The 12,856-nt window shown below is 32.5% G+C and carries 11 protein-coding genes; 4 read left to right on the forward strand and 7 right to left on the reverse strand.

What is annotated here, in order from left to right:
- Positions 1-594, forward strand: a complete 594-nt coding sequence (locus AMO19_RS06460) for an esterase/lipase family protein (protein ID WP_075508047.1) — start codon at positions 1-3, stop codon at positions 592-594.
- On the opposite strand, the gene AMO19_RS06465 is transcribed toward AMO19_RS06460, so the two are convergent.
- The 7 genes from AMO19_RS06465 to AMO19_RS06495 form a co-directional block, all read right to left on the reverse strand.
- Positions 587-2,674 (reverse strand): M3 family metallopeptidase, encoded by a 2,088-nt coding sequence (locus AMO19_RS06465; protein ID WP_075507776.1) that lies wholly within the window; start codon positions 2,672-2,674, stop codon positions 587-589. The genes AMO19_RS06460 and AMO19_RS06465 overlap by 8 nt on opposite strands.
- A 13-nt stretch (positions 2,675-2,687) precedes the next feature.
- Complete coding sequence (locus AMO19_RS06470) at positions 2,688-4,229, reverse strand: NAD(P)H-quinone oxidoreductase subunit 4 (protein ID WP_075507777.1); 1,542 nt, start codon at positions 4,227-4,229, stop codon at positions 2,688-2,690.
- A 79-nt stretch (positions 4,230-4,308) separates the two neighbouring features.
- The gene (gene thrB / locus AMO19_RS06475) at positions 4,309-5,256 is read right to left on the reverse strand and encodes a homoserine kinase (RefSeq protein ID WP_075507778.1); all 948 of its coding nucleotides are present in this window, start codon (positions 5,254-5,256) and stop codon (positions 4,309-4,311) included.
- An 8-nt stretch (positions 5,257-5,264) separates the two neighbouring features.
- On the reverse strand, positions 5,265-6,299 hold the full coding sequence (locus tag AMO19_RS06480) for a glucokinase (RefSeq protein ID WP_075507779.1): 1,035 nt from the start codon (positions 6,297-6,299) through the stop codon (positions 5,265-5,267).
- A gap of 9 nt (positions 6,300-6,308) precedes the next feature.
- The gene (gene thrS, locus AMO19_RS06485) at positions 6,309-8,225 is read right to left on the reverse strand and encodes a threonine--tRNA ligase (RefSeq protein ID WP_075507780.1); all 1,917 of its coding nucleotides are present in this window, start codon (positions 8,223-8,225) and stop codon (positions 6,309-6,311) included.
- 3 nt (positions 8,226-8,228) lie between these two features.
- Positions 8,229-9,245, reverse strand: a complete 1,017-nt coding sequence (gene trpS / locus AMO19_RS06490) for a tryptophan--tRNA ligase (protein ID WP_075507781.1) — start codon at positions 9,243-9,245, stop codon at positions 8,229-8,231.
- Positions 9,235-9,657, reverse strand: a complete 423-nt coding sequence (locus tag AMO19_RS06495) for a hypothetical protein (protein WP_075507782.1) — start codon at positions 9,655-9,657, stop codon at positions 9,235-9,237. The genes trpS and AMO19_RS06495 overlap by 11 nt, the downstream gene beginning before the upstream one ends.
- A 165-nt stretch (positions 9,658-9,822) precedes the next feature.
- On the opposite strand from AMO19_RS06495, the gene AMO19_RS06500 reads away from it, so the two are divergent.
- The 3 genes from AMO19_RS06500 to AMO19_RS06510 are packed head-to-tail and all read left to right on the forward strand — an operon-like array spanning position 9,823 to position 12,845.
- Positions 9,823-11,157 (forward strand): YcjF family protein, encoded by a 1,335-nt coding sequence (locus tag AMO19_RS06500; protein WP_075508048.1) that lies wholly within the window; start codon positions 9,823-9,825, stop codon positions 11,155-11,157.
- Between the two features lie 20 nt (positions 11,158-11,177).
- Entirely contained in the window at positions 11,178-12,077 is a 900-nt protein-coding gene (locus tag AMO19_RS06505) for a metal ABC transporter substrate-binding protein (RefSeq protein WP_075508049.1), read from the forward strand.
- A gap of 3 nt (positions 12,078-12,080) precedes the next feature.
- The gene (locus tag AMO19_RS06510) at positions 12,081-12,845 is read left to right on the forward strand and encodes a metal ABC transporter ATP-binding protein (protein WP_075507783.1); all 765 of its coding nucleotides are present in this window, start codon (positions 12,081-12,083) and stop codon (positions 12,843-12,845) included.
- Positions 12,846-12,856: the final 11 nt, after the last annotated feature.

A 12,856-nucleotide genomic window follows, 5' to 3' on the forward strand; every position in this document is an offset into this window, starting at 1 on the left:
TTGGAAAAAAAAAATCCCATTATATTGATTCATGGTCTTTGGAATACTTCAAGTATATTTTCTTCTATTACATCAAAACTTGATGATATTGGCATTGAATATTTTGCCCCAACTCTTAAGCATTCATTTGGAATGACTTCAATTCTGGATTTGACTAATAAATTAAACGAATTGATTTTAGAGAAATATGGTTTAGAAAAAGAAATAGATATTTTGGGATTTTCTATGGGAGGAATAATTGGAAGGTCCTGGCTTCAAAAATTTAATGGGTGTAAAAGAACAAGAAGATTAATATCTGTAGGCTCCCCTCACAAGGGAACTTTGATGGCTCAATTAATACCTAGATACCCTTTTAGAGGAATATCAGAAATGAAAATAAATAGTAAGTTTTTAAGGGAACTCGCAAATAATGATTTTTTGCTTGATGATATTGAGTGTATAAATTTTTTTACTTATTGGGATATGATGGTTTTTCCTGGCTGGTGGACAAATTTAAAATTTGGAAAAAAAATATCAGTAAAAGTATATAAACATAGAAATCTAGTAAGAAACAAATCTGTGGTCGACAAAATAATCGATGAAATTATTATGTAGCTTCTGAAAGGCCTAAGTGTCTTATTAAAGAATCTGTTTGTGGCTCTCTTCCTCTGAATAGTTTAAATATGTCTAATGGAGGTAAGCTTCCACCTAAACTAAGTATTGTATCTTTAAATTTCTTTCCTATTAAATTTAAATCTTCAGAGTTTTCTAGATCAGCTTCTTCAAACATTGAAAATGCATCAGCACTTAGAACTTCAGCCCATTTATATGAGTAATATCCTGCAGAATAGCCTCCTGCAAATATATGACTAAAACAACAAAGAAATTGATCTTCTTGAATAGGTTCAATAACTGTAGTTTGTTTTGCAATTTCTCTTCTTATTTCATCTGCGGTTTTACCTTCGTTTATATCAATACTACTGTGCAATCTGAGGTCTGTTATTGCAAAATGCAGTTGTCTAAGAGTAGCCATACCACAATTAAAAGTTCTATTCTTTAGGAGCTTCTCAAAATTCTCATCGGATAACTTTTCTCCTGTTTTGTAGTGCTTAGCAATATTCATAAGTGTATTTTTATGAAAACACCAGTTTTCCATAAATTGACTTGGAAGTTCGACTGCATCCCACTCAACGTTGTTGATGCCAGCTGCTTGAGGAAGATTTACAGTAGTAAGCATGTGTTGAAGTCCATGACCAAATTCATGGAAAAGTGTCTGAACTTCTTCAAAACTCATCAAACTAGGTTTATCTTTTGATGGTGGAGTCTGATTACAAACGAGATAAGCTACCGGGAGGGTCTTTTTGCCAACATTATTTTTATTCAAACATTCATCCATCCAAGCCCCTCCCCTTTTTGATTCAGGCCTCGAATATGGATCTAGGTAAAATGATGCTATTTTGTCATTTTCTTTATTGAGGATATTAAAAAATAAAACGTCATCATTCCATAGAGGTGCCTCATCGGTTGCCTCGACTACTTTAATTTCAAAAAGCTTTTCACTTAATTTAAATAAACCTTTTAAAACATCATTTAGTGGGAACCAAGGTCTCAAAGACTCTTGATCCAAATTGAGCTTTTCCTTTCTAAGAAGTTCGGACCAATAACTAACATCCCATGGCTCGATATTCTGTGATTTTGGAAATCCATTAGCTTTAGAAAACTTTTCGAGGGTTTCTAATTCAATTTTTGCGGTTTTAAATGCTGGCTCTCTCAATTCTTCTAAGAGGTTTTCAACATTTTTAATTTCTTTCGCCATCTTCGTTTTCAAACTTAGTTCTGCCCAACTTTTATAACCGAGAAGATTAGCCTGTTTAGTTCTAAGAGATAATATTTCTTCAATGATTTGAGAATTATTTTTTTCTCCTTGAGATGCCCTACCAACGAATGCCTTATAAAGTTTCTCTCTAAGGTTACGGTCAGTGGCATATGTCATAAATGAAGTATAAGTTGGAATATCTAAACTTAATTTCCAAGGACCATTTTTAATATCAACTTCTTCATCTTTTTTTAAGTGATTGTGTGCAGAAATTGCCATCAATTCAAGAACTCGTTCAGGAAGACCATCGACTTCAGATTTTTTATTTAAAATTAAAAACCATTCGTTAGTGGCATCAAGAACATTGTTACTGAATTCAGTTGATAGTTCTCCAAGCTTTTCTGAAATTTTGTTGAATTCTTCTTGATCATTCTTTTGCAGTGAAATTCCTCTATGTTGCATCTCAAGAATTTCTTTATCTAAAATTCTGTTTTTAATTTGATCAAAGTTATTTGTTTCTTTAAGCTTGACTAAAGAATTGTAAATTATTTTGCTTTGCCCGAATTTATTACTCAAGCTAATAATCTCTGGAAGAAATTTTGAATAAATATCTCTTAAACTTTCAGAATTATTTACAGCATTTAGGTGACTTATCACTCCCCAACTCCATCTAAGAATTTCATTTACTTCATTTAAAGGATTTATTACCTTATCCCAATTTAAATCATTTTGAATCAAATAATTAGATAAATTTTTTTCTATGTTTTTAAATTCTTCAGCTATCTTTTTTAGTACTACTGGGAATTGTTTACTTATATTTTCGGGAGTAAATTTTTTAAATTCTGGTAATTCTCCATATTTAAAAATTGAGTTATCCATTTATTAAAGTAATTTAATTAATTAAAATTGGTATTAACCCGACTAATTTAGCTAGAGTGAGCTGCTGACTGAGAGCATTCGTTGAAGATTCGTATAAATTTATCGCGATTTTTGGCCAAAAACCTATCACCAAAGTAGGCAACAATAAGCTGAAACCAATCGTCAATTCTCGACCATTCATCTCTTTAACTGTAGCTAGGGCAGGAATTCTAGGGCCAAAGAATACTCTTCTACACATTGATAGTAGATATATTGGTGTTAGAACTAAACCTATAGCTGCAATAAGAATAGTGATTGATCTAAAGATAGAGCTAAAGCCTTCTTGACTAGTTATTCCTAAAAATACAGTTATTTCACTTATAAATCCGCTCATCCCAGGTAATGCTAAAGAGGCCAAAGAACTTGCTAAGAAAAAAGCAAAAGTTATTGGCAAGACCTTTGCCAATCCACCCATGTTTGGTATCGAAAGAGTATTTGTTCTCTCATAAAATGAGCCCGTAACAAAAAACATAGCTGCAGCTATAAGTCCGTGACTTATCATTTGGAGCATTGCTCCGCTTATACCTAAAGCATCTACTGCTCCAATTCCTAATAGAACAAAACCCATATGACTCACAGAGCTACATGCAATTCTTCTTTTAACATTATCTTGGGCAAATGCATTAAGAGCGCCGTAAATTATATTGATAATTCCAAGAATAATTAGCGCAGGTGCAATTTGAAGATGTACTTCAGGTAGTATTTGAACATTAAATCTTAAGAGAGCATAACCTCCCATTTTTAAGAGTATTCCAGCTAATAGCATTGAAACTGGAGCATTAGCCTCTCCATGTGCATCAGGTAACCATGTATGTAATGGAAAGATAGGAAGTTTTACTCCAAAACCAATTAAAAATCCTAAATAAGATAACAAAGCTAGGCTGCCCGATACATGTTTATTCGTTAAATCAGTAATATTTAAAGTAAAGGTATCACCACTCAGGGCAAGAGCTAACCCACTTATGAGTATTAATAAAGAAGCTAAAGCTGTATAAAGAATGAATTTAGTTGCCGCATATAATTTCTTTTTCCCGCCCCAAATCGCAATAAGAAGATATACCGGAACTAATTCAAGTTCCCAGGCCAAGAAAAATAATATGAAATCTTGAGAAAGGAAAACTAGTGCCTGTGCTGATGATTGGACTAATAAAAGAGCAAAATATAGATTAGATTTTTTTTTAATTTTCCAACTAGCCGCAGCTGATAAAAATGTAATTAACCCACTTAAAGCTACTAAAGGAGCAGATAAACCATCTACTCCAAGAGACCACTCTAAGCCTATAGATGGTAACCAGGAAGCTCTCTCTACCAGTTGTAGTGAGCTATCTGAAGTATTGAATTTTTGAAAAAGGACGCCGACTATTAGTAAAAAATCTATAAATAAAAAACTTAATGAGATATTTCTAGGGAGTGTATTATCTTCTCCTTCTTTTGAACTCAAGAAAGGCATTATTAATGCCCCAATTAAAGGCAGTAAAACAATAGATGATAGCCAAGGAAAAGATTCTAAATTCATTTATGTAATGAATAATTTTTTTATTCTAGTTGAAGTTGTACTAGCTTGAGACTATAACATTAAAAATGCCTAAGTAAAACTACTTACCAGAGATAGTGCTAAATTGGCTGCCGATTGTTTGAACGTTTAAAAACGGCGCTCTGCTTGCTACACCTGATTTCTCCCATGCTTTCACCATGGCTTGACTGACGTTTTTACCATTTTCTTTTTTACATAAAGCCAAGATACTTGGCCCAGCCCCACTAATTGCACATCCTAAAGCACCTGCATTTAGTGCGGCCTCTTTAACTTCTAATCCTCCCTTAATAAGTTTCCATCTGTAGGGTTCATGTAGCTTATCAAACATTCCCTCTTTTATCAGTTCTGCATTCCCTGCTTTTAAGCCGTTAAGTAACAAAGTAAGTGCTCCCATATTTGTCACTGCATCTGATATAGGTACATTTCTGGGCATAACCTTTCTTGCTTCACTTGTACTTAGACGAATTGCAGGTATTGCCACAACAGCTTTAATTGAATCGTGCCAATCACATCTAATGATTCTCCATCTCTGAGAAGAAGACCTGGCTGTCAAACAAAGCCCACCCAGAAGAGAGGGAACTACATTATCGGGATGACCTTCTATATCAATGGCAAGTTCAAGGAGTTTTTCTTTGGACAATGGAGAGTTCATTATTGCATTAGCTCCGATTAGTCCAGCAACTATTGCTGTAGCACTACTTCCTAGCCCACGTGCAGGCGGTACTGCCAATTTAACTCTTGCTTCAAGTGCAAAAGGATCCATATTTGCGCTCTCCCAAACTTTCTGAGCTGCTCTAAAAACTAAGTTTTCAGGTCCTCCTCTTAGGTGATTACCATCTGTACTTTCCATTATTAAATCAAATCTATCTCCACCACCTTCAATTCTTGTAAAAATAAACTCATTATACAAATCTAATGCTGCTCCAAGACAATCGAATCCAGGCCCTAAATTAGCAGTTGTGGAAGGCACTGTTACCCTTATTTTTTTACCTACTTCAGGAATAGACATGTTTGTTATTAAGTTTTTAAAAGCATTTTTGCTCTGCAGGCTGCACTAAAAAGTCCAAACTCTTCATCTAAAATTACTTTCACTGGTATTGTTTTAAGAATATCTTTTAATCTTCCCTTGTCGAAAAATTGTTTCATAAATAAATCTGATTTAAAGTTTTTGAAATGTTTTGATGCGGTTCCTCCAGAAATCCATAACCCGCCAAAGCACAATTCTTGAAGAGCAACATCTCCCAGTAAAGAGGCATACGCACCTAACCAAATCCTCTCAACTTCAATCATTAGCTGATCACCTTCTCTAGAAAGATTACAAATTTTTTCAGGGAGTTCTTTTCTTTTTTCATCAAAAATTTTAATTTCTTTTAAATATTTTTGTAGAGGATGTTTTTTGGCATCAGATTTGCTTAGTCTCCATTCGGCAATTCTTGATAAACCAGTGCCGCTAATAATTCTTTCACAAGATATCCTCTCAACTTTTAGATAATTCTTAAGCCAAATTTTTAATTCCCATTCTAATTTTGACTTTGGCGAGTACTCAACATGACCACCTTCACTAGCTAAAACTTTTATCTTTTCGCCTGATATTATTCCTCTTGCGATGCCCAAACCAGTCCCGGCTCCAACAATGGCATGCAAATCATTATTAGCACCTGCAGAGTGAGATACACTTTGGATAGTAGAATATTGATCTTTTTTTAAGTAAGGTATTCCATAAATTTGGACTGCGAAATCATTTATTAGCTCGCAGCTTTTAAAATTAAATTTTTTCTGTAAGGTATTTCCAGAAATATCCCATGACAAGTTAATAATTTTTGCTTTGTTGTGAGATAAAGGACCAGCTACGGCGAAACATGCATAAGAAGGATAGGTAATATTTTTGCATCCAATTTTGAGAAAATCTTCTAAGATTAGATCAAAAGAATTCCAATTAGTAGAGATATATTTCTTTTTAAAAATTAACTTAGGTGAATCGTCATTTTCATCTCTTTTATATATTCCCAATAGAACCTTAGTACCTCCTAAATCACATGCGAGAAAATTCATACACTAAAATTATTCTGTTCTCCCTTTTTTTTCTATTAATTCATCCACTAATTTGTATAGGTTAGGTAAATTGAAAATTCCTAAATTGGTTCCATCCAAAGCTCTCAAGGCAACTGAATCAATTTCCTCTTCTTTATCACCAATTACTGCAATTAAAGGAACTCTCCCGAGAGTTGCCTCTCGTATTTTATATCCTATTTTTTCATTCCTAATATCAACTTTTGATCGGTAACCATTATTATTTATTAATTCATTAAACTTTAAACATTTTTCAATATTTCTATCAGTAATGCTTAATAAAATTATTTGATAAGGCGCAAGCCAAATTGGGAATTTTGCCTCATATTGTTCAATTAAGATTCCTATAAATCTTTCAAAGGATCCTAAAATTGCTCTATGCAGCATAACTGGATTTCTTTTTTCATTATCAATATCTATATAAGTTGCGTTCAATCTAATAGGCATTGAGAAATCAACCTGAATAGTTCCGCATTGCCAAACTCTATTAAGACAATCCTTTAACGAAAATTCTATTTTTGGACCATAAAAAGCACCTTCTCCAGGTTGTAGTTCCCATTTTAGATTCTTATTATCAAGAGCTTTGGTAAGAGCCTCTTCTGATTTATCCCAAATATCTTCACTACCTACCCTTTTTTCAGGACGAGTGGACAATTTGATAATGATTTCATCAAAACCAAAAGTTTTATAAACCTCGAAAACAAGATCTATAAAAGTAGATACCTCTTCTTGAATTTGCTCTTCAGTGCAGAAGATATGTGCATCATCTTGAGTAAAGTTTCTTACTCTCATTAGGCCGTGTAGTGCACCAGAGGGCTCGTTTCTATGGCAAGAACCAAATTCAGCAAGACGTATAGGTAAATCCTTATAACTTTTTAAACCTTGATTAAATACTTGAATATGACATGGACAATTCATTGGTTTAATTGCATATGTTCGATTTTCTGATGCGGTAGTGAACATATCGTCTCTAAATTTTTCCCAATGACCAGATTTTTCCCAAAGAGATTTATCAACAGCTTGTGGGGTTTTAATTTCTAAATAATCATTTTTTTTGAGTATTTCTCTTATGTACTTTTCCAGTACTTGGTAGATTGTCCATCCATTTGGATGCCAAAAAATCATTCCTGGAGATTCTTCTTGTATATGAAATAGTGAATGTTTTTTACCAAGTTTTCTGTGATCTCTTTTTTCTGCTTCTTCAATTCTTGTTAAGTAGTCATTGAGTTCTTTTTCTTTTGCCCATGCAGTTCCATAGATTCTCTGTAATGATTCATTCTCACTATTACCTCTCCAATATGAACCTGATAATTTTAGTAATTTAAAGTGCCTTAAATGCTTAGTGTTAGGTACGTGAGGCCCTCTACACATGTCGATGTATTCTTCGTGCTTATATAAATTGATGAGACCTTCTTCAGGAATTTCTTCAATTATTCTTAATTTAAAAGTCTCATCTCTTTCTTTAAAAGTTTTAATTGCCTCTTCTTTAGAAACTTGTAAAATTTCAACGTCATAGTTTGTTTTTATTAATTTATGAATTCTATTTTCAATTTTTCTTAAATCATCAGGAGTAAATCTGTATTCAGAGAAAATATCGTAATAAAAACCATCTTCAATTACAGGCCCAATCGCCATTTTAATATCAGAGTAAATTTGTTTAACTGCATGACCAATAAGGTGAGCGAAGGAATGTCTTATTATTTCAATTCCTTCTTTATCTTTTGATGTGATGATTACAACCTTAGAATCTTTATTTATAGGAATTGTTGCATCAAGAAGAACATCATTTACTTTTCCAGCAATTGTTGCTTTAGCTAATCCAGCGCCTATACTCTCGGCAATTTCTAAAATAGTTACGGATTTTTCGAAAACCTTTTTTGAACCATCAGGCAATGTAATTATTGGCATAATTTATTTCTCCATTTCAAAGAATCCCAATTTTGATTTAACTCTTTTTAAAGTCTGATTTGCTAAATCTTCAGCTTTTTCCTTACCTTCATCAAGGATCTTATTTAGTTGATAGGGATCATTAATTAATAATTTATATTTTTTCTGAATAGGTTCTAGTGATTCAATAAGTTGTTCAGTAATTAATTTTTTAAATGTCCCCCATCCAGTCTCTAAGAATTCATTTTCACATTGAGAAATTTCTTTGCCAGATAATATTGAATAAATCATCAAAAGATTTTTAGATTCTGGTCTTTCAGGGTTGTTAAATTCAATTCCAATAGAACTGTCACTTTTTGCTCTTTTAATTTTTTTTGTGATTATTTCAGGAGGATCTAATAAGTTAATGCGACTGCCCTCATTAGGATCGCTTTTGCTCATCTTTTTTGAACCATCAATTAAACTCATTATTTTTGAACCATTCTTCATGATGATTGGTTGAGGGATCTTTAAAATATTTTTATCCTTACTAAATCTGGCATTAATTCTCTGTTGTGCAATATCTCTCGCAAGTTCAAGATGTTGTTTTTGATCCTCGCCTACTGGAACGAAGTCAGCATCATAAAGAAGGATGTCTGCAGCCATAAGTATTGGATAGTCAAATAATCCAATAGATACATTATTACCTTGTTGTATGGATTTTTCTTTGAATTGAATCATTCTTTCCATCCAATTTATTGGGGTCATGCAATTTAATATCCAACAAAGTTCTGAATGCGCTGAAATCTGACTTTGTACAAAAATTGAGCATATATTGGGATCTATTCCACAAGCGATATACAAAGCCGCAGTAGAGAAAGTGTTTTTAGATAATTCTTTGGGATTATATGAGGCTGTTATCGCGTGCAAATCAACTACACATAGAAATGTTTCATATTGCTCTTGAAGCGTAACCCAATTATTTATGGCCCCAAGCCAATTCCCAATATGTAATTCACCAGTTGGTTGAACTCCTGAAAGAATTCTTTTTTTATTTGCCATCCTCTTCTACTTCGCTAGATTGGATATTTTCAGTTGATGTACTTTTTACAGGTCTTGCAAAAGGGTTTGGTGCTATTTTTGTCTTTTCTTCATAAGGATTTTGTGATTGTCTACTCGGCGAAGAGTTTTTATTATTTTTTGCATATTCTTTGATTGATTCAATTAATTTTTCGTCTTTGATCATTTCGCTAAGTGTTCTAACAGAGAAACCCAGAACTGCAACGGTAGATCTTAATTGAAAGGCATCTTGTATTGATTTGACAGCTTTCATTTCGTTATCACTCAATCTTATGCGGAATCCTCCTCCATCTCTTCTGCCGCCCGATCTATCTCTGAAATTAGACCTTTCATTGTTAGAACGACCTCTGTAATTTTCTTGTCCAGGATTATTGCTGAAATTTGAATTAGACATCTTGATGTTTATTAAGTTATTTAAATAGTCTATTAACTTAGCATCTTGTTATGCAATAAGTATTTTAAAAGGGTTAAATTTTTTATCTTTTGATTAAAGACTTATGAAATTTTGCTTTTCTCATTCACAACTTGCACTAAAATAAAATTAGAAAAAAAAAGTATTGTGTTTGATATTAGTAAAGACAACCTTCTAAAGGATTTCATAAAGTTTCCAAAAAAAAATCTTCTTATTATTTTTTTATTGTTAGGTTTTGGTGAATGGTTTGTAAGTGACTTAATTCATTTTGCAGGAGGCTCAATAGGATTTTTTGCGTTGTGTTTGGGGGGATTTTTTTACTTGAAGAATGATAAGCCTAAATTTAGTGAGCCAAATAATTTAGATGGATGGATAAAACTATGTAATGAAGATTTAACTTTTTTTGAAGAACTTGAAACTACAAACGAATTAGAAAAAAAGAATTCAAAAAGACAAAAAATACTTGAATCGATTCTTAATAGATGTGAAAAAGAAAAAATAAGTTGCATTGGACAAAAAAATTATCAAAGTTTTCAATCTGTTTTGAAAAGTAATTTTAAAGCAGATAAGTTTGATTTTGATTTATACGAAAAACTGCCTAAATACAATTCTTCTCAAGTTATTCCAGAAGAAGCTTTAAAGAGTGATGCAATCTTGTATTTTATAAACTTGCCTTTGTCGGCAAATGACTTTTTGTGGCTGGAAAAGTTTCCTAAAAATATGCCAATTTGGTTGGTGGCTTTAACTGCCAACCAAATAGAAGCCAAAAATCAAATAGAAGACCTAAAGTCTCAAATTTCAAGTGACTTTATAAATAAAATTATTACTTTTGATTTGAATAAGAGTGAAATAACAAATATACCTCTTTCTTTAAGGAAGTTTTTCATAAGTTCATCTAATAATATTGAAAATACAAAAAAAAGGCTCCTGAAAGAACTTCATGTTGACTGGCAATCTGAAATCGAAGGAATAAGAAGAATGCAGTTAAAAGGTATACAAAGAAAAAATCAAATTCTTGTGGCAACAACTGTTTTCTTATCTCCTATCCCATCAATTGATGTTATGGCAATGACAGTACTAAATTCTTTAATGATTAAAGAAATTAAGTCTGTATGGGGATGTAATTGGTCTCCTGAAATTTTAGATAAAGTATCCAAAGAGATTTTAAAGACTGCAATTGCTCAGGGAGTTATTGAATGGAGTGGACAGACTCTAATTGGCATAACAAAATTACATGGCCCAAATTGGCTTGTCTCTGGAACATTTCAGGCTGTCAGTGCTGCTTATTTAACAAGAGTAGTATCAAGTTCTTTAGCTGATTTTATGGCAATAACAAAAGGAGTAGAAGAACCTGATTTGGATTTTATAAAGAAAAATTCTGAGAAAATTGTTGAAAAAGCTTTTGAAAAAGAAAAAATAAATTGGAAAGGATTTATTTATGATCTTAGAAAACCACTTATGAAACTTTCTTTTAATTCATAATCTAAAGATGAATGTTAAATATGAAAAAAAATATTCTTTTTTTAAGTTTGATACTTCTTCTTTCTCTTGCTACAGGATCATGTAAGAGAATATCAAATAAAAATGAAAGTAAAGAAGTAATACTGGCAAGTTTCACTGTTTTGGCAGACATAATTAGCAATGTTGCTAAAGATGATTTTATTGTTAGATCAATAACAAAACCCGGAGTTGAAGTTCATGGCTACCAACCAACTCCAAGCGATTTGGTAAAAGCCTCTAGTGCTTTTGTTTTTGTTGATAATGGATTTGGATTTGAATTATGGGCTGAAAAATTTGTTTCTAATTTAAAAGTTAAAAGAATTACTGTCGCCGAAGATTTAGATCCTATTTTTATCAGTGAAGATTTCTATAATGGTAAACCTAATCCTCATGCCTGGATTTCTCCAAAAAGAGGGATCCTATACGTAGATATTCTCGTGGATTCTTTATCAGAATTGAGACCATCAAAAAGGACATTATTTGAAGAAAATGGAAAAATTTATAAAGATAAACTTTCTAAAATAGATAAAGAATTCTCACTTTTTATTAATAACTTAAATAAAGAAAGGAGGTATCTAGTAAGTTGTGAAGGTGCTTTTTCATATCTAACAAATGATTATGGATTAGAGGAGGTTTATTTGTGGCCAGTTAATGCTGAGAGTCAAATTACTCCCAAAAGAATGACAAGAACAATCTCAATAGTGAAAGAAAAAAATGTTCCATCCGTATTTTGCGAGAGTACTGTAAGTAACGAGTCTCAAATGGTCGTTGCAAACGAAACTGGGGCTAATTTTGGAGGAAATCTTTTTGTTGATTCATTATCTAATGATAGTGGACCTGCTAGTTCCTATATAAAAATGCTTGAGCATAATTTGGATTTGATTAAAAAAGGCCTTTTTTGAATTATGGAAACAATCAATTATCAAAATTTTAGGATTGATGCAGAGAATATATGCGTAGATTACAACGGTAAGGTGGCTTTGTATGATGCCAATTTGAGATTGAAACCTGGCCAGATTTGTGGGTTAGTAGGGATGAACGGGGCTGGTAAAACAACTTTTTTTAATGCTTTAACTGGTTTTGTAAATATTTCAAAGGGAAAAATCAGAATAAATGGAGAGTCTGTAAGATCTGCCCAAAAAGATCAGACAATTGCTTATGTTCCTCAAAATGAGGGAATTGATAGTCAATTTCCAATAAGTGTTTGGGATGTAGTGATGATGGGAAGATATGGTTCGATGAATATTTTTAGGTGTCCTAGAGAGTCTGATGTTCAGGCGGTTAAAGATGCTATTGAGAGAGTTGATCTTACTGATCATTTATCTACACCTATTGGGAACTTATCTGGAGGTCAGCGAAAACGAACTTTTTTAGCTAGAGCAATAGCGCAAAGAGCTTCAATATTACTCCTTGATGAGCCTTTTTCAGGTGTTGATATAAGAACTGAGAAACTCATCTCGGAATTATTTATTCAATTTAAAAATGAGGGAAAAACTATATTATTATCAACGCACGATATGATTCATGTTCGTGAATTTTGTGATTTGGTTCTTTTAATAAATAAAACTGTTGTAGCTTATGGCGAGACCTCTGAAGTGTTTACCCCTGAAAATATTACAACTACTTTTGGAGGGATCTCACCTGATTTCTTGTTTGGACCTGAATCCTAATTTTTAAATTT

Origin of the sequence: Prochlorococcus marinus (assembly GCF_001180245.1) — a bacterium.
GTDB classification, from domain to species: Bacteria; Cyanobacteriota; Cyanobacteriia; order PCC-6307; family Cyanobiaceae; genus Prochlorococcus_A; species Prochlorococcus_A marinus_F.